General features: G+C 46.5%; 16 protein-coding genes and 1 pseudogene. 11 read left to right on the top strand and 6 right to left on the bottom strand.

Annotated elements, in window-relative coordinates; genetic code table 11:
- Positions 1-149 precede the first annotated feature (149 nt).
- Positions 150-1,505, bottom strand: coding sequence for a dipeptidase (locus CA600_RS15770; protein ID WP_094871280.1), 1,356 nt, complete (start codon positions 1,503-1,505; stop codon positions 150-152).
- Positions 1,506-1,794: 289 nt separating this feature from the next.
- On the opposite strand from CA600_RS15770, the gene CA600_RS15765 reads away from it, so the two are divergent.
- From CA600_RS15765 to CA600_RS31265, 4 genes are all read left to right on the top strand, one after another.
- Complete coding sequence (locus CA600_RS15765) at positions 1,795-2,190, top strand: winged helix-turn-helix transcriptional regulator (RefSeq protein WP_256989872.1); 396 nt, start codon at positions 1,795-1,797, stop codon at positions 2,188-2,190.
- Positions 2,191-2,232: 42 nt separating this feature from the next.
- Complete coding sequence (locus CA600_RS15760; protein WP_256989871.1) at positions 2,233-3,186, top strand: TRM11 family SAM-dependent methyltransferase; 954 nt, start codon at positions 2,233-2,235, stop codon at positions 3,184-3,186.
- Positions 3,187-3,218: 32 nt separating this feature from the next.
- Positions 3,219-3,836 (top strand): NUDIX hydrolase, encoded by a 618-nt coding sequence (locus tag CA600_RS15755; protein ID WP_094871277.1) that lies wholly within the window; start codon positions 3,219-3,221, stop codon positions 3,834-3,836.
- 202 nt (positions 3,837-4,038) lie between these two features.
- Positions 4,039-4,191, top strand: coding sequence for a hypothetical protein (locus CA600_RS31265; RefSeq protein WP_179281637.1), 153 nt, complete (start codon positions 4,039-4,041; stop codon positions 4,189-4,191).
- Between the two features lie 101 nt (positions 4,192-4,292).
- Here the strand turns inward: CA600_RS31265 and CA600_RS15750 are convergent, their stop codons facing one another.
- The 3 genes from CA600_RS15750 to CA600_RS31260 all read right to left on the bottom strand — a co-directional run bounded on the left by CA600_RS15750 (position 4,293) and on the right by CA600_RS31260 (position 7,044).
- The gene (locus tag CA600_RS15750) at positions 4,293-4,760 is read right to left on the bottom strand and encodes an ASCH domain-containing protein (RefSeq protein ID WP_094871275.1); all 468 of its coding nucleotides are present in this window, start codon (positions 4,758-4,760) and stop codon (positions 4,293-4,295) included.
- A 26-nt stretch (positions 4,761-4,786) separates the two neighbouring features.
- Positions 4,787-6,754: an ABC-F family ATP-binding cassette domain-containing protein gene (locus CA600_RS15745; protein ID WP_094871273.1), complete on the bottom strand. Its 1,968-nt coding sequence runs from the start codon at positions 6,752-6,754 to the stop codon at positions 4,787-4,789.
- A 122-nt stretch (positions 6,755-6,876) separates the two neighbouring features.
- Positions 6,877-7,044 (bottom strand): hypothetical protein, encoded by a 168-nt coding sequence (locus tag CA600_RS31260; RefSeq protein ID WP_156114741.1) that lies wholly within the window; start codon positions 7,042-7,044, stop codon positions 6,877-6,879.
- Positions 7,045-7,223: 179 nt separating this feature from the next.
- On the opposite strand from CA600_RS31260, the gene CA600_RS15740 reads away from it, so the two are divergent.
- On the top strand, positions 7,224-7,601 hold the full coding sequence (locus CA600_RS15740; RefSeq protein ID WP_076298221.1) for a PH domain-containing protein: 378 nt from the start codon (positions 7,224-7,226) through the stop codon (positions 7,599-7,601).
- Between the two features lie 121 nt (positions 7,602-7,722).
- On the opposite strand, the pseudogene CA600_RS15735 reads toward CA600_RS15740, so the two are convergent.
- A pseudogene (locus CA600_RS15735) lies at positions 7,723-8,065 on the bottom strand (chromate transporter); the annotation flags it as partial.
- A 207-nt stretch (positions 8,066-8,272) separates the two neighbouring features.
- Here CA600_RS15735 and ggt point away from each other — a divergent pair.
- A complete protein-coding gene (gene ggt, locus CA600_RS15730; RefSeq protein ID WP_094871271.1) occupies positions 8,273-9,850 on the top strand; it encodes a gamma-glutamyltransferase in 1,578 nt (525 codons plus the stop codon).
- Positions 9,851-10,044: 194 nt separating this feature from the next.
- Entirely contained in the window at positions 10,045-11,238 is a 1,194-nt protein-coding gene (locus CA600_RS15725; RefSeq protein WP_094871284.1) for an amidase, read from the top strand.
- A gap of 437 nt (positions 11,239-11,675) precedes the next feature.
- On the opposite strand, the gene CA600_RS15720 is transcribed toward CA600_RS15725, so the two are convergent.
- Positions 11,676-12,059, bottom strand: a complete 384-nt coding sequence (locus tag CA600_RS15720) for a RidA family protein (protein ID WP_094871269.1) — start codon at positions 12,057-12,059, stop codon at positions 11,676-11,678.
- A gap of 239 nt (positions 12,060-12,298) precedes the next feature.
- Between CA600_RS15720 and CA600_RS15715 the strand changes: the two genes are divergently transcribed.
- The 4 genes from CA600_RS15715 (at position 12,299) to CA600_RS15700 (ending at position 16,953) form a co-directional block, all read left to right on the top strand.
- Positions 12,299-13,873, top strand: a complete 1,575-nt coding sequence (locus CA600_RS15715; protein WP_094871267.1) for a PucR family transcriptional regulator — start codon at positions 12,299-12,301, stop codon at positions 13,871-13,873.
- A 39-nt stretch (positions 13,874-13,912) separates the two neighbouring features.
- Positions 13,913-15,031 carry an XdhC family protein gene (locus tag CA600_RS15710; RefSeq protein WP_094871265.1) on the top strand — a complete coding sequence of 373 codons (1,119 nt, stop codon included), beginning with the start codon at positions 13,913-13,915 and terminating at the stop codon, positions 15,029-15,031.
- Positions 14,973-15,545 carry an NTP transferase domain-containing protein gene (locus tag CA600_RS15705; protein ID WP_179281636.1) on the top strand — a complete coding sequence of 191 codons (573 nt, stop codon included), beginning with the start codon at positions 14,973-14,975 and terminating at the stop codon, positions 15,543-15,545. The genes CA600_RS15710 and CA600_RS15705 overlap by 59 nt, the downstream gene beginning before the upstream one ends.
- 250 nt (positions 15,546-15,795) lie before the next feature.
- Positions 15,796-16,953, top strand: coding sequence for a BMP family ABC transporter substrate-binding protein (locus tag CA600_RS15700; protein ID WP_094871261.1), 1,158 nt, complete (start codon positions 15,796-15,798; stop codon positions 16,951-16,953).
- The last annotated feature ends 96 nt before the right edge of the window (positions 16,954-17,049 follow it).

Raw genomic sequence — 17,049 nt, 5'->3', positions numbered from 1 at the left:
GTTCGATTCCCATCACCCGCTCCATAATTTAAACTTCCAAATCCTTGCGATGCAAGGATTTTTTTATTGCTTTGTTTAATGATATTGTTCATCAAAAAGCCAGGCTCCTCCACGAAGGGGGAGCCTGGCTTTTTAACTACCCTTTGATCTTAAACAGTCTTCAAGAACTCAACAATGGTGAGCAGTCCCTTATCAAAGTTCTCAAGGTTGAAATGCTCATCCGGTGCATGCAGGTTCTCATCATCAAGGCCAAAGCCCATCAGGACCACTGGTGCTTCAAGTACACGGGAGAAGCTTTCCATGATCGGAATGGAGCCACCGTCTTTGGTGAAGAGGGCACGGGTTCCGTATACTTTGCCGTAAGCGTCTGCTGCAGTTTGCAGAATAGGGTTCGATGGATCGATGTTAAAGGCACGCGCCTTCTCCATTTGCTGCACATGGACTTTCGCTCCGGTTTGAATATTAGCCTTCAGATGCGCTTCAACGGCATCAAGAACATGCTGTGGATCCTGATCGCCAACGAGACGGCAAGTAATCTTGGCATGTGCTTCTTTTGGAATAACGGTCTTGCTTCCTTCACCTTGGAAGCCCCCATAGACACCGTTAAGCTCAAGTGTAGGGCGAGCACCAATACGTTCTACAAAAGAATAACCTTCTTCACCGTATAATGCGTCAAGTCCAAGTCCTTCGCGAATCTTATCTTCATTCACGCCTTGCTTCACGAATTCCTCTCGTAGCATTGGAGAAAGTTCAGGTACACCATCATAGAAGCCTTCTACAGAAACACGACCTTTGTCGTCATGAAGGGAGCTGAGCAGGGACACGAGAGCGTGCAGTGCATTCGGAACACCACCACCGTAAGAACCGGAGTGCAGGTCTGTAAGAGCTGTAGTTACGCTCACTTCAAGTGATCCTAGGCCACGTAGTCCTGTGCAAATTGCAGGGCGACCGCGTTCCAGCAGGGAAGTGTCCGAGACTAGCACCGCATCCGCAGCCAGCTTCTCTTTGTTAGCTTCCAGGAATGGAGGGAGATTTGCGCTGCCGATTTCTTCTTCACCTTCGATGCAGAGCTTGATGTTAACAGGAAGAGTACCTTCTTGTTTCAGGATTGCTTCAATCGCTTTGAGGTGAATGAATACTTGCCCTTTGTCATCCGTTGCGCCACGTGCATACAGCTTGCCGTCACGGATCTCTGGTTCAAACGGAGGTGTAGTCCACAGGTTCAGCGGATCTACTGGCTGCACATCGTAGTGGCCGTATACAAGAATGGTAGGCTTACCCGGAGCATGAAGATAGTCAGCATATATGACGGGATGTCCCGCTGTCGGATGAAGCTCAATGTTCTCAAGTCCGGCTTTCTTTAGTGTGTCTGTCAGCCAATGGGCTGCAGCTAGTACATCGTCCTTATGCTCAGACAAGGCAGAAATACTTGGAATCTTGAGCCATTGTTTTAGTTCTTCGAGATGTTCATCCCGGTGTGTTGAAAAATACGTTTCATATGACATAGTGTGTATGTACCTCCTTAAGTTTTGCTGCGCAAAACCGGCTATGAGCTTAATTGCCATACGTGACCGTCTTGTTTAGCATTCTATAGGAATCATTATACTGGAGAACTCACTATGGATCAAAAGCGATCGGGAAGATGTCTTATCTGATGATCGTGACAGGCGCTTCCTTTCGTAAAGAATAGTTCTTTTCCGGTTGTTGATTACTAACAGTAACCATGATAAGCTGGATAAGCTCCAGAGATACAAAAGTGCGATTACATGCTTAAGTTACATGGAGGTAACCACTTTGGAACATTCAAGAGACGAACCCATTCGGCTAATGCCAACGTTAGAGGACTACTCCGTCACTCGTCAAATTCTGGATAGGATTGGGGACAAATGGAGTGTACTCATTGTTGTGAACTTAGGTGCAAAAGCACTGCGGTTTAAAGAGCTGCAGCGGCGTTCTGGTGGAATATCACAACGGATGCTGACCCAGACTCTGCGTCATTTAGAACGAGACGGTATAGTTTGGCGTAAAGTCACACCTACGGTGCCTTTGACTGTTGAATACGGTCTGACGAGTTTAGGGGAGTCCCTGCTGGATCCTTTAACTTCCCTAGTGGAATGGGTCAATAGGAACAACGCTGAAATCGCCAAAGCACGAGTAGGTTATGATATTCAGCACGAAATGCAGGAGTAGCAAGCTAGTCGTACAATTACCTGGAATAGAGGATGGATTATTTTGCAAAAGAAAAGTGGAAACAACACATTTATATATACTTACACCTGTTCAGGGGACGAGTTATCGCTATGTCAGATGGAGCTTCGTTGTCTTTTTGGAGAGGAAGTACCTTCTTCCATCTTTAAGAGTGAGGTAGAGGTGGATGTCAGCCGCAGTCCCTTCATTAAAGAACGATTGGATGTTATGTACGAGGGAGACAGCTTGCCTGAGATTTATGATCAAACCGAGCAAGTGGAGCTTGGCGGCAAGACATTTAAGGTTATTTTTGTGAAGACTAATGATCTGTCCCCTGCGGACAAAATAGAATATGATGAGCGTAGAGTGATCGAGCGAGAAATTGGGCTGCGTATTGAAGGGGAAGCGGATGTAAACCACCCTCAGTTGGTATATGGTATTGTTACGCTGGGTGGGCGCTGGTACTTTGGCTCTTATCATAAAAACAAGGCTACGTGGTTCCGTCAAATGAAGAAGCCGCGTAGCTATTCTATCGCGCTTAGCACACGTGTTGCCCGAGCAGCGGTCAACATCGCCGTTCCGAATCCGGAAGGTGTACGAGCCATCGATCCTTGCTGCGGCATCGGAACAGTAATGGTAGAGGCTTTGTCGATGGGAATCAACATGGTCGGACGTGACATTAATCCTCAGATCGCGATCGGTGCCCGAACAAATATTGCTCATTTTGGATTCTCAAGTGAGGTAACATTAGGGGATATCGCTGACATCACAGAACATTACGACGTTGCTATTGTAGATATGCCTTATAATCTATATTCTAGTATTACACCTGAGGAACAGTTTGCGATTCTAGTGAATGCACGCCGGATTGCAGATCGGGTGGTTATCGTTGCGATCGAACCGATGGATGAGATGATTAATGAAGCTGGATTTACGATTATAGACCGTTGTGAAGCAAAAAAAGGTTTGTTCTCCCGTCATTTAATGCTTTGCCAGTAATCCTAATGAAGATCTTTTAAAGGGGTGCAGCAATGGAGCAGAAATGGTTAACCTGGGCTAAAGAAATACAGGCCATCGCACAGACTGGACTAACTTACGCTAAAGATGTCTACGATATAGAACGTTATCAAGCTTTGCGGGAGCTAAGTGTAGACATCCTCGCTAATTATACATTCGAAAGCAAGGAGAGAATAAGACTCTCCTTTGCTAGTGAGAGTGGCTACGCTACGCCGAAAGTAGATATCCGTGGTGTTGTTTTTCAGGGGGACAGAATCCTGCTGGTCCGCGAGAAATTAGATGGAAAGTGGGCGCTTCCCGGCGGCTGGGGAGATATTGGTCTGTCACCGAGTGAGGTCGTTGTTAAAGAAATTCAAGAAGAATCAGGATTTGAGCCAGAGGCAATTCGCTTGCTGGCTGTTCTGGATAAGAAATTTCATAACCATCCTCCGGAGCCGTATCATGTGTACAAGTTTTTTATCTTGTGCAGCATTGTGGGCGGTGAGGCGATGCAAGGGGTGGAGACGAGTGAAGTTTCCTTTTTTGCTGAAGATGAACTGCCTGAGCTCTCCGTGGAGCGGAATACCAAAGAGCAGATTCAGACGATGTTTGAATATTTACGAAATCCAGAAAAAGTAGTAATATTGGACTAAGAATTTGCATATGATGAATGACTTCCGTAAACCGAAGTTTTTAAAATATTAAAATTTTGGTTAATGATTATTATGTAAGCACTTTCAGTGTTGAGCCGCTGAGCCTTTATATCTAAAATAAAGTCAATATTCTAAGTTTTTGGGTCGAGCGGTCTACATTTTTTCCTCTACTGTGACGATAAGAATTTTAGGAGGGGATCGCATGGAACAAGAAGAGCTGAGCATTCCATTAAAACAGGAAAATGTTGTGCGTCCTGCAGAGGGCAATATTGCCACTGGGCTGATTTGGGGTATTTTAATCAGCATTCCGTTATGGATCTCTGTGATTGGCTGGATTCTGGGGTTTTGGCGCTGAGCCGGATTTTAATTATTATCTAACTCTAATAGTTGTATAGTATACATCAAAGGCGGTCTCTTCCTAACGGAAGAGGCCGCCTTTTTAGTTTCTTGAGTTTCTTATGATTTCGTAAATACCAGTCTAAAGTTCTCACAAACCACCTTCATTTTTGGATCAAAAGGCTTTTTCAAGAACGCTAAAGATTCTCTGGAGAAGAACTTCTCATGCTCATGGCGCCATGACTCCAGCGTTCTGTCATCCTCGCCTTCGCTATAGGCAAAATCAGCGCCTACCTCATCAAAAGGAGTAATTTGCACATCTGTCGTAACGATCACAGCTTGTGGATTACCGTGGCCATCGAGCAGAATACTGTGTCGGCCAATTTCAGGTAGTGTCTCGTCGGAAATTGCATAAATTTCATAGTTCGAAGCGGTGCCAGTCTTGATCCCTTGGATCACCAGATCCAATAGTTCATCGGCCATTTGAGGACTGTCACCAAAGGCCCAAGCCTCGTAGTTAGCCGCTGCTTGTGGATAAATCTGGGTATATTCTTCCCAAAAAAGCGTAATCTTCGTTTCGTTGCTCATATCCCTATCTCCTCGTTTAATGATCGTTAATGTCCCGCAGTTTCCATCCAACCCGCATAAAGCTCATCTAGTTGCTCTTGCATTGTATCGCGTTCTTTTAGTAGCTCCGCAAGCTCTGCCGCATTGCTACTAATCTGTGGATCTAGCATTTTGACATCAATTTCCTCAAGCTGTTCCTCGACCTCTGCAATAGCCTTCTCCCAGTCGAAGTGGACGCTCTTCTTGCGGGAACTGGACGAGTTAGCTGTAGTAACATTCACTGAACCGCTAGATTGAGGCTTACCGGAGCGTGATGAAGTTGTTCCTTCTGAAGAGGTAGGTTTAGGTTGATCAGGAATAGAGACGGGTACTGCTAATGCCTGTTCAGCTTGTTTCTCCTTGTAATACTCATAGTTGCCGTTGAAAACTCCAAATCGTCCACTTTCAATGGACCAGAGCTTATGGAACAGACGATTAATGAAGTAGCGGTCATGGGATACGGCCAGTACTGTACCTGGGAATTCCTCTAAAGCTTCCTCCAGCGCCTCGCGGGAGTCGATATCTAGATGATTCGTTGGTTCATCCAGAATCAGCAGGTTCGGTTTACGATGCATCAGCACAGCGAAACGCAGGCGGGTCCATTCCCCTCCGGATAAATTCGTGATGTCTTTGAATACATCGGCACCATAGAATAGGAAACGCGCGAGCTGTCCGCGAGCTTCGCCCTCTTCTAGTCCGGCTTCTTCACGGAAGTAACGGAGTACAGATTGTTTGTTGTTTTCAGGGACGGCCTCTTGCGCGAGATAACCGACAACGGCTCTTGAACCCAGTGTGCAACTTCCAGTATCTGGCGTTTCCTGACCTAAAATAATTCTTAATAGTGTACTTTTTCCTGCCCCGTTACCACCAATAAGCGCCGTAGTTTCTCCGTAGCGAAGGACTTCATTTGCGTCTGTAAAAAGGCTCCGCTCTCCATATGCTTTACCGACATCCTCCAGAATGACAACTTGATTGCCGGAACGATCATTTTGCTGTAGCTGCAAATCCATCGACTTGCGCTCCAGAATAGGACGTTTAAGCTTCACCATGCGATCCAGAGCTTTTTGCATGGAGGCTGCTCTCCGGTAAAAAGCAGGGTTAGGAGGCGTCCCGCGATTGCCAAACTCGATGAGACGTTTGATGCTTTCCTGCATTTGTTTTATTTTTTTCTGCTGCTCTTGGTAGTCAGCGAATTGTTGAAGCAGACGTGTTTCCTTCTCTACCTGATAGCCGCTGTAGTTGGTATGGAAGGTAAAAGCCTCGCCATCCTCAATCTCGATCACTTTCTTGACTACAGCATCGAGGAAATAACGATCATGGGAAATGGCTAGCACTGTACCGTCATAGCTCTGTAAGTACTGCTCTAACCACTCGATGGCGTTCATGTCCAGATGATTGGTTGGCTCATCGAGTAGGAGTACATCGGGTCTACGCAGCAGCAGCTCTGCCAGTCCGACTTTAGTTTTCTCGCCGCCAGAAAGAGTGGAGAAGAGTCGGCTATATTGCCCAGCGTCGATTCCTAAACCAGTGGCCACTCGCTGAATTGTGGATTCAATTTCGTAGCCTCCTGCGGTCTCAAATTTATCCTGAAGGCTACCGTATTCTTTCAGCAGCCGATTCCATAGTGTTTCATCTGTCCCGGTATTGAAGGTGGACATTTCAAGCTCCAGCTCTCGCAGGCGTTGTTGCCATTGCAAAGGTTCAGCAAAGCTACGCTGTAGAACTTCATATACGGTTTCTTTCTCGGCAACCTCTTGAATTTGAGCCAGCATTCCTACTACACTACCTTTGCGAATGGAGATTTGCCCTTGATCGGGGCGCTCTTCGCCATTAAGTAAATGGAAAAGCGTAGTTTTACCACAACCATTGCGGCCGATGAGACCGATTTTTTCTCCTTGGCGGATATCGAAGGTGATGCTATTTAGTACGAGCTGTGCACCGTGGTACTTTTGAACATTTTGGCATTGAATAATCATATATATTCTCCTTTAAGAATGCCCTTTGCACCGCCAGAACCCTAAATCGAAACTGGAATTCTGCAAAAAAACCATAAAAAAAGACCGTAGGGAAATTTCCCCACGGCCTTATCATTCTCCGGTTAACTGATCCGTCCGGGTGATGGCAGGAAAGGCATTTCACAATTGTGTAGTGTTATTAAATTCATGGAAATGGACAGACTTCTCCCGTTATCGCCATTTACATGAGCAATGCCAGCTATCGCTTTAGGTAGCCGACTCATAACACTATTGGTCCAATTGTGATCCATTCCTTCCACACCCCTTTCATAACAAATTTAATGACAGTGTAAACAATAATCGGAAATTTAGCAAGTAAAAAGATGGCAAAGCGAAGTTTACACTGCATAGAATATGAATCGTTGAATAATATGGTTCTATGTGGGAGGAGACAAGCCACTAAAAATAACAGATGAAAAGGGGATGTTATATGGCGATTTTTGACGGATTGATGGGTAATGCATCACAAGTAAATCTTGCGGAGGTACAGCGGGAATATGCACAAATTCTTGCCCCTCAAGAGAAAATTGAACGAGCCTACAAGCTGATTAGAGATATGTTTATTTTTACAGACAAACGATTGATTTTAGTGGATAAACAGGGACTGACGGGCAAAAAGACGGATTATCATTCCATCCCGTACAAAAGCATCTCGCATTATTCCGTGGAGACGGCAGGGCACTTTGATCTGGATGCGGAGCTATGTATCTATATTTCCAGCAGCACTGTGCCACTCAAGAAGACCTTTAATAAATCTGTGAATATTTATGAGGTGCAGGCGGTATTGTCACAATATATTTTAAAATAGTTCAGTTAGACAGTGTAGCGGAGTACAAGATCCCCATACGTAAAAGCGGCTAAGATGACTAAGGCAGGATGTACCTTAAGCCGCTTGATAGCCCAGAATGCGATTACTGCAATGAGCGCTTTCCAGCTACTACCCTTGAGCTACTTAAATAATTCACAGCTGATAACAGTATGATTATGACCAGGCAGCTAGGTAAAATATGTGCCGGAACTGACAGTATAGCCCCCCCTAACTCCTCGAAGTTTATACCCGAGATAAGCCGCCATCTTGGTGGCAATAGGCCCTGGTAGTGCCTTTGCAATCGCCAATGTCTCCCCGAATTCGTCATCACTTAGCCAAGTGTAGCGAGCTGCTGCATTATGCCGGATGAATGGAATTACCGAAGGTCCTCCGCCATAGCCGACAATCCCAGTTCTGAACATGGCGATAGCTATTTGTACATAATCTTTATGGATGGATATCATGTGAGATCTCCCCTTGTTTTTAGAGCCCATTCTATACAATTCATATGTGTGAAGCTACGTGGTCGACTAGCAATTAGCTAATCTTTGTGCATGGATCACAAAAAAAAGATGTTAATTTTGCGGGTTAGTGTAATCGATTGACAGGGTATTTTTATGTGATGTTAAATGACGTTAAATGAGTGAAAAGTTTATAGGGAGATGGGGAATATGGCGGAGAAACCTGTAATAGGCACCAAAACAATGGTCGTCAGCCCTCATTATTTAGCTTCGGCTGCGGGTGCGCGCATTTTGGAAAGAGGAGGAAATGCTTTTGATGCGGCAGTGGCGGTCAGTGCTACGCTCGCTGTGGTCTACCCGCATATGACAGGGCTTGGTGGGGATTCGTTTTGGTTGACCTATTGCGCGCAAGAGGCGCGTGTTCGGGTGTATAACGGAAGCGGACGATCGGGTTATGGAGTTCGCAGAAGTTGCTTTGCCGGGGAGGGAGCTATCCCGAGGCGGGGGATCCGCAGTGCCATCACCGTGCCGGGGATGGTGGATAGCTGGGATGCCATGCTCAGCAAGTATGGCCGTTTAACGCTGGCAGAGGTGCTGGAGCCAGCCATCGGCTATGCTCAGAGTGGGTTTCCGCTGTCGCCGGACCAGCGGAATAATACGCTGCTTGCTGGAGCAGCGTTGTCAGCGGAGGCATCCGCGATATATATGCCGGGCAGAGTGGTTCTGTCTGCTGGATCGAGATTTCAGCAGACACAACTGGCGGCAACCCTGAAGACGTTGGCTGCGGGTGGACGGGACGCTTTTTATAAGGGGAAGATTGCAGAAGATATTTGTGATTATATGCTGGCAGCCGGGGGTTATCTCACTCGGGATGACTTTGCGGATCATCAGGGGGATTGGGTCGAGCCGATTTATACGGAATATCATGGGCATAGGGTGTATCAAGTGCCGCCAAATTCTCAAGGGTTTACGGGGCTGATGAGTCTTAATATATTGGAGCATTTTAATTTCGGAGAAATCGAGCATGGCTCATATGATTATTATCACCTGCTTGTTGAGGCGCTGAAGCTGAGTTTTCGTGATCGGGATAGAGTGCTTACAGATCCGGATTTTAGTGCTATTCCTTTGGCGCAGCTGCTGGATAAGAACTATGCAGGACAACTAGCCTCTACGATCTCGATACAAAAAGCAGCGCAGCTGACAAGTCAGCCTATCGGTAGTGATACCGCATATGCTGCGGTTGTGGATGAAGAGGGGAATGCGGTCTCTTTTATTCAGAGTCTGTATTTTGAGTTTGGCTCCGGTGTGGTGGCTGGGAATACCGGGATTCTGCTTCAGAATCGGGGTTCGTTTTTCTCGCTTGATCCGAACCATATCAATACGCTTGAACCTCATAAGCGCAGCTTCCACACACTGATGCCAGCCATGGCCTGCCGAGAGGGTAAACCTGTGATCCTATATGGTACGCAAGGTGGTGAAGGTCAGCCGCAAACTCAAACGTTGCTACTTACAAGGATGCTGCATTATGGGATGAATCCGCAAACGGCTGTAAGTGAACCGCGTTTTGTATGGGGGAGAACGTGGGGTGAGCCTACGCAGGAAATGAAGGTGGAGGTCCGGGTAGCAGATGAGGTGCTGTCTGATTTAGAGGCGGCTGGTCATATTGTCCGGAAAGTGGACGCATACGACGGGATCGTGGGTCATGCCCACGTGATCTCCATAGATGACAATGGATATCGTAGTGGGGGGACGGACCCGCGCTGCGATGGCGCGGCGATAGGTTGGTAGGGTGAGATGCTCTCTCCAAATCCCCCGAATTGCTCCTTCCGTTATTTGGTAGGAAAGATATCGTGAGACGATTCTCGGAAAGGCAAATGGGAAAATCCTAGTTTAACGGAGCGATAGGTTCTTAATAGAAATGACGGATGACCGGTTGATTAAGATCTTAGAAGGAACGGTGAGGTGAAGGTGGAGCTATGATTTTGGATAATCGGTATGGTGCGTTCATAGATTCTGAGCTAACAGTCGGACGGTTAGGGAATGGGATATTGGACGGAATGACCTTTGCTGTAAAAGATGTGTATGCGATAGCAGGGCACAGCCCTTCTGCAGGTAATCCAGATTGGTTACGGAGCCACAATCCCTCTACAGAACATGCGGCAGTAGTTCGCCGGCTTCTCCAGTCGGGAGCGACGCTTCGAGGGGCGACTCATACGGATGAGCTGATGTACAGTCTGGGTGGTGAGAACCATCATTATGGAACGCCGATAAATCCCCGTGCCGCAGGTTGTATCCCGGGCGGTTCTTCTAGTGGATCGGCAGTAGCCGTAGCTTCTGGTAGTGTTGATTTTGCTCTCGGAACAGATACGGGTGGTTCTATTCGAGTCCCTTCTGCGTATTGCGGAGTATATGGCTTTCGACCGACACATGGTGTGGTGGATCTGAAAGGCGTGATCCCGTTATCACCGCAATTTGATACAGTAGGCTGGATGGCTGAACGTATGGATGTGCTCCAGAAGGTTGGGGAGGTTTTACTTGGAATTGGGCGCATGGATAAAAAAGGGGATGATTCACAAAAGAAAATGGGAACTTTATTTGTCGCTACGGACTGTTGGGAATTGGTCGTTCCAAAGGATGTGAGTATTCTAGCGGATGGATTGAACTGCTTGCGGACTGGTGCTGATCATTTCCTCAAAACTGAAATAGCTCCAGAAGGATTGAAGGTCTGGATGGATGTTTTTCGAGAGTTACAGGGTAATGAAATCTGGACAACCCATTGCGCCTGGATTGAAAAGGTAAAACCATTCTTTGGGCCAGATATTGCAGCACGGTTCTCTTGGGCTGCCAGTTTAGCTGACAAGGACCACAGTATCGCTCTGAATAAACGAGCGGAGATTTCTGCTCAATTGCGCGGATTGCTAGGAGAAGATAATTGTCTTGTGATTCCAACAGTACCTGGTCCTGCTCCACTGCGTGGAGGGGGGTTGCGTCAATTGGAAGAGAACCGTAGTGGAGCGATGATGTTGAGTTGCATAGCCGGACTGGCAGGTCTTCCTCAGGTGACATTACCTATGCTCTCTACAAATGGACTGCCGCTGGGATTGTCGGTTATCGCCGGACATGGGCAGGATCTTCGGTTACTCTCATGGGTGAAGGAGGTATGGCGGCGACCTTGAGATGACGGGACCTGATGGGTTTTGAGATGATAGGTGAAATTGGTTTTTAAAAAATGATCTCAATGTGATGAAGTAGGTTCAATAATGGTGTGTTAGAGTAAAAGATAAATTCAGCGCTCAAAAGTTGGCTTAAGACCAGCGTTTCAGTAAACACCTCCATGTGAAGAAAAAGAACGGTATAAGTCCCGTAGAATGCGCGAAATCGGCTCATATAGCTGAAAATAACGGTATAAATCCCGTAGAATTCGAAAAATTGGCTCATATAGCGGGGAAGAAGGGCAAAAATGCCCCGGAATCCAGTAATTCCGGCCATATTGCAGGAAAGAGGGGCAAAAATGCCCCACGCCACAAAGGTCAGCTATGACACGCTCGCGGTTCACTCTGAACACGCAAACAAAGCACCTTCCGTGAAGAAGGTGCCATGCCCCGTCCGAGCTCTATTCTACGAATGCTTCGACTTCTATTTCTACTAACAATAGTGGATCAATAAGCGCCTTTACCTCTACCATGGTTGCTACAGGCTGAATATCTTTGAAGAATTCGCCGTGTGCTTTGCCGACTTCTTCCCAGCGTGAGATGTCTGTCACGAACATTCTTGTTCTAATTACATGCGACAAATCAGCATCTAGCTGGTTTAGCGCTTTTTCGATGGTATGTAGAATGAATTTCGTCTGCGCGTATGGATCACCTACACCCACTACTTCCCCGTCTTGCATGGCTGTTGTTCCTGCGACTTCGATACGATTGCCGATTCGGATGGCGCGAGAATATCCAACCACCGACTCCCAGGGTGAACCCGTAAATACTTGCTTTTTACTCAAAAGATCCCCTCCAAATCCATCCTAATGTTGTCCGATCTAATTATACCTCTAACACAAGTGATGTGAACTAAAGTTTAATGATTCATCAGATACATATATTTAATGTAATATTAACTAACATAATTATCATTAAATTTTAATTTTACTCTATCCAAGGAGGTTCATTTTAATTATAATGTTACATAAAATAACATTATAAATCAGAAATAGTTCTATTGATCCTAAAAAGGAGGGATGGCATGCATCTTACGGTTGAAGAAGCGTTGTCCATTTATCCTTTGTCCGAGGCGAAGCTTATCGCGGGGTCCAAGGGGAAACATCGAATTGTGAAATCGATTAATGTGATGGACGCACCTGATATTTCGGATTGGATCAAAGAAGGCGAGATGCTGCTAACGACAGCCTATTTAATCAAGGATAATCTGGAGGATGCCTCTGCTTTGCTGCAAACACTGAATCGAAGGGGCTCGTCGGCCTTGGGTATTAAGCTGGGACGATTTTGGGATGAAGTACCGGAGAAGCTAATCGCAGAAGCGGAGAACCTTAGCTTCCCCTTAATCCAATTGCCGTTCCAGTTCACTTTTTCGGATCAAATGAATGGCCTGTTTCGCGCCGAGCTTAGCCGGAGTACTCATGTTTTGCAGGGCATAATGGAGAAGCAGAAAAAGCTGATGCAATTTGCCCTGCGATCTGTCCGCAGCCGTCCACTGTTTGACTCGGTGTCTGAAGTGATTGGCCATTCACTTGTAGTGGTTAGCGCACGCGGGGATGTAATTTATAACAATTCTGAATATCAGACGTCACAGCTGCTGGAGGGTTGGCCCTGGCAGAAGCGTAATCAACGTTTTCGTGTAGAAGCTCGTACGGGTTATCGAACACCACTAATGCAAGGAGAAAAGTGTTCGGGCTATTTATTGTATTGTTCCATCGACCCTTTATTGCTCCCGGTGGAAGAGAGCTTGTTCGTTCAGGGCGCTGAACTTATTTCTTATCATATTCATTCAGGATACGAGGATTATTTTGAACAGGCAGAACATAGGGAATTCAGTGGATTGCTGAGACGTTGTCTAAATGGTAACTTATCTTACGCCGATTTAGCACAGGCTACGCTCGAATTGGAAATTGAACTGCTTCAGTCGCCATTTCAACTGGTATTAACTGATATTGTTGCGACTGTTGAAGACCGCCAAAGTGAGCTGCTTAGATTAAAAGAAGAATACACTGAACACCCCGTATTGCGGGAATCAACGGCCATTCATGTGATTGTAGACCAAGGATTATTGTCCATCTATCCGGCAACACTTCAGAGTCCTGAGCAATTTCGGGATGTAATTCAGGCTTGTTTTGACAACCTGAAGTTTGACAAGGGGGATTATCCACGAGCTGCGATAAGTAGTTATAAAGTGAAGCCGGATGGGCTGAAGGAGGCTTTTGCGGAGGTGAAGGAATGTATGGGGATGCTTCAGTTTGAGGGAGTGCATGGGAATGTTGTACATTATCGGCAGCTTGAGCTTTCCTTGCTTCTTGGGCAAATCCCGACAGAGGTCATGGAGAAATATTGCAACGGAACGCTTAGAGGACTGCTTAGCCGTGAGCCGGAGTATGTACGAGAAATGCTGCGGACGCTGGAGGTTTATCTAGAGAACGATGGACATGTCAATGAGACAGCCAAAAAGCTGTTTATTCATCGGAACACGGCTACCTACCGAATCGAGAAGCTTAGTGAGCTCCTGGACGTCGATTTTAAAAAAATAAATGATCTAATGAGGCTGAAGCTAGTGTTCATGTTTCGGAGAATGCTTGGGCGGGACTAAGGACTGGGTTGAAATGCAAACACGGAGGAGGGGAACCTCGTGAATACACATGAGATCGCAATGCATATTCAAACCCATAAGGCACCTGCGGTGCTGGCGACGTTGATAGAAGTGGAGGGGCATTCGTATCGTAAACCCGGGGCAGTGATGCTGTTTTTTGAAGGGGGCACGATTGGAAGTCTGAGTCCAGGTTGTCTGGAAAGCGATCTGCAGCTACGTACCTCTGGAATATGGGAACGAGGGCTGCCCGAAATTGTGGAATACAATATGTTGTCTCCGGATGATTTGTCCTGGGGTGAAACTGTCGGGTGTGGGGGCAAAATTAAAGTGGTGCTTGAACCCGTGCAGGGTCAGCTCTACAAGCTTTTAGTGCAGGCGAGTGACAGATTGGCTAGGGGAGAGAATCTAGTTCTGTTCCGCGAAGCAGTGGAGAAAGGTTTTGCCTATAAGCTGGAGCCGGATACTTCGCTATCGCAGAACAAGAACCGTCCAAAATTATCCCCCTCGGCAAAAGAAAACCTAGCGACAGGTCACTTTATGGCCGCTCCAGCAGAATTGACAGCATTCCATACGTCTTTCGTGCCCAAACCGCGGCTTGTGATTTTTGGCGGGGGGCGTGATGTGGTTCCGATTGCGGAGCTTGCCGACAACGTTGGCTTTCGGGTTGCGGTTGCGGATTGGCGCGAAGGAAGCTTGCACAATAAGTTTCCTCGAGCTGAACAGGTAATTTGTTCCCCTATGGAGGTTGTTCAGCGATTGGGCGTAGCTCAGGAGGATTATGTATTGATTTGCAGTCATCAGCTTGGGAGGGATAGACAGTTCCTGGAGAGTGTGATTCCGCTTGCTCCTTTATATATAGGGATTATCGGGTCGAAGGTGCGGATATCTCTTTTACTGGAAGAGCTTGAGGCTCCTGCATCTTTGCATGCGCCTGTAGGGTTGCCCATTGGTGGAGAAGGTCCGGAGGAAATTGCGGTCAGTATTATAGCTGAAATTATTCAAATTAGAAGGGCGGGCTCACGAGAACTGCCCAAAGGAGTGGACGATATTGAAGGTAGCAGGAATATATTTGGCAGCGGGGCAGAGCAGGCGGATGGGCGTGTCCAAGGTTTCACTGAAATTGTCGCAGGAGGTCTCACTCGGGAGCGTCGCGCTTAGTGAATTGGATCGTTGCAATCTAGAACCGCTAATCGTGGTAGTGCGTGCGGATGACAGCTTGGAATGGCTGCCACCCGCGATTGAACCGCAAGGATCCAGGCGTACCGAAACTTGCTTAACCGCACATCTAGGATTGTCTTTTTCACTGCGCTGCGGTCTTAATGCGGTATTGCCTTTGCAGCCCGATGCAGTAGTTGTGGCGCTTGCGGATCAGCCATTTATTACTACGGCATTAGTGAATCGTTTAATACAAACGTTTGAACAATCACCGGACATGGATTATGTGGCTAGTGTCAGCAATGGGTCAGCTATGCCACCGGCTTTATTTTCGAAGACGTTGTTTCCAGTACTACAGGGATTGGATGGGGATCGCGGAGCGGCAGCGATTTTGCGTTCGCCTGATTATAAGGGGATCGTTCTGGAGTCTGAATCCACCCACTATTTCATGGATGCAGATACAGAAGAGGATTTTGGTGAGATTCAGGAGCAATGGATGCTGAGGAACGAAAAATAGAAATGTAATCGAAAAGTGATCTGAAAAAGTGATCTGAGTAAGTGTTCTTTTTTCGCCTTTAGTCATATAATATGACACGGATCTCACCTTTAAAAAACCATTTAGTGCATACTACACAAAAAAAGCTCTAATTCTTATTATCTAACACAAACGTATGTTATATAAATTTACGCAAAGACCACCTCTAAGTATAGTAGAAGTACATTAATGGTTGCAGCCATGATGAGAGATGATTTGGAGGAGGAGAATTATGATAAAAAGGGGTCAGTTCATAACATCTTGTCTTGCATTAATAGTTCTGATGACGGTGGCTTTGGTGGGGTGTGGCAGCAATAATACTTCTACAAATGTAACGGAGGCACCAGCGACAACTACAGCGGCAACAGATGCAACTGCAACAACAGAACCGGCTGCAAAGAAACCGGCGGTTGCTTTTGTGTATATTGGTCCTCCAGGGGATGGCGGCTATACGTATCAACATGATCAAGGGCGGCTGTATCTGGAGAAGGAGCTTGGAATTAAAGCTGACTTTGTAGAAAATGTTCCTGAAAGTGCCGATGCGGAACGAATCATTACAGAGCTTGCGCAATCACACGACATCGTGTTTACAACGAGCTTCGGATATATGGATTTTACTTTGAATGTAGCAGGCAAATTTCCCAATGTGAAGTTCATGCATGCTTCTGGTTATAAAACCGCAGAGAACATGGGGACCTACTTCGGGAAGAATTATCAAGCCAGTTATTTGAGCGGTATTGCGGCTGGAAAAATGACCAAAAACAATCAGCTGGGTTATGTCGGTGCTTTTCCGATCAGTGAAGTAATTTATAACTTGAATGCATATACCCTTGGCGCACAAAGTGTCAATCCGGATGTGAAAGTGAATGTGGTTTGGACGAATACATGGTATGACCCGACGACTGAACGCCAAGCGGCAATCAGTTTGCTGGATAAAGGGGCGGATGTGCTTTTGGCTTATCAGGATTCCCCTGCTACACTGCAGGCTGCTGCTGAACGGGGCGCTTTTGCCGGAGGAAATGACTCGGATATGAGCAAATACGCCCCGGATAATTATTTAACGAATCCAGTATGGAACTGGGGTCCTTATTACGTAAAAGCTGTGCAGGCAGTTATAGATGGAACATGGAAGAGCGAGCAATATTCCGGTGATATGGCTGACGGTATGGTGGAGTTGGCTCCTTTCGGGAACAAGATTCCAGAGGATGTGAAAAAGCTTGTCGAAGACGCCAAAGCCAAAATTATCAGCGGTGAGCTTGAGGTTTTCACAGGTCCGATCTCAGATAATCAAGGGAATGTGAAGGTTCAGGAGGGTCAGAAGCTGACCTTGGAGGAAGTGCTGGGCATGAACTGGCTGGTAAAAGGTGTGGAAGGAACCATCCCACAATAATAATAAAAAATATTGAATAAAATGTGCACAATTTATGGGTGGGGCGGGTTCCGTTAAGCGGAAACTTCCCCACCCGTACTACAACTTGAAGGAAGG

This window comes from Paenibacillus sp. VTT E-133280 (assembly GCF_002264385.1).
Classification (GTDB): Bacteria; Bacillota; Bacilli; order Paenibacillales; family Paenibacillaceae; genus Paenibacillus_AQ; species Paenibacillus_AQ nitricinens.
The sequence above is the reverse complement of the archived record's forward strand: the minus strand, read 5'-3'. Positions and strand labels throughout refer to the sequence as shown.

Excerpts from the sequence above, each read along its gene's own strand:
- CA600_RS15745 (WP_094871273.1), bottom strand. The coding sequence starts at position 6,754 with ATGATTATTCAATGCCAAAATGTTCAAAAGTACCACGGTGCACAGCTC.
- ggt (WP_094871271.1), top strand. The coding sequence starts at position 8,273 with ATGGCGGAGAAACCTGTAATAGGCACCAAAACAATGGTCGTCAGCCCT.
- CA600_RS31260 (WP_156114741.1), bottom strand. The coding sequence starts at position 7,044 with ATGGATCACAATTGGACCAATAGTGTTATGAGTCGGCTACCTAAAGCG.
- CA600_RS15770 (WP_094871280.1), bottom strand. The coding sequence starts at position 1,505 with ATGTCATATGAAACGTATTTTTCAACACACCGGGATGAACATCTCGAA.
- CA600_RS15715 (WP_094871267.1), top strand. The coding sequence starts at position 12,299 with ATGCATCTTACGGTTGAAGAAGCGTTGTCCATTTATCCTTTGTCCGAG.
- CA600_RS15750 (WP_094871275.1), bottom strand. The coding sequence starts at position 4,760 with ATGAGCAACGAAACGAAGATTACGCTTTTTTGGGAAGAATATACCCAG.
- CA600_RS15700 (WP_094871261.1), top strand. The coding sequence starts at position 15,796 with ATGATAAAAAGGGGTCAGTTCATAACATCTTGTCTTGCATTAATAGTT.
- CA600_RS31265 (WP_179281637.1), top strand. The coding sequence starts at position 4,039 with ATGGAACAAGAAGAGCTGAGCATTCCATTAAAACAGGAAAATGTTGTG.
- CA600_RS15740 (WP_076298221.1), top strand. The coding sequence starts at position 7,224 with ATGGCGATTTTTGACGGATTGATGGGTAATGCATCACAAGTAAATCTT.
- CA600_RS15755 (WP_094871277.1), top strand. The coding sequence starts at position 3,219 with ATGGAGCAGAAATGGTTAACCTGGGCTAAAGAAATACAGGCCATCGCA.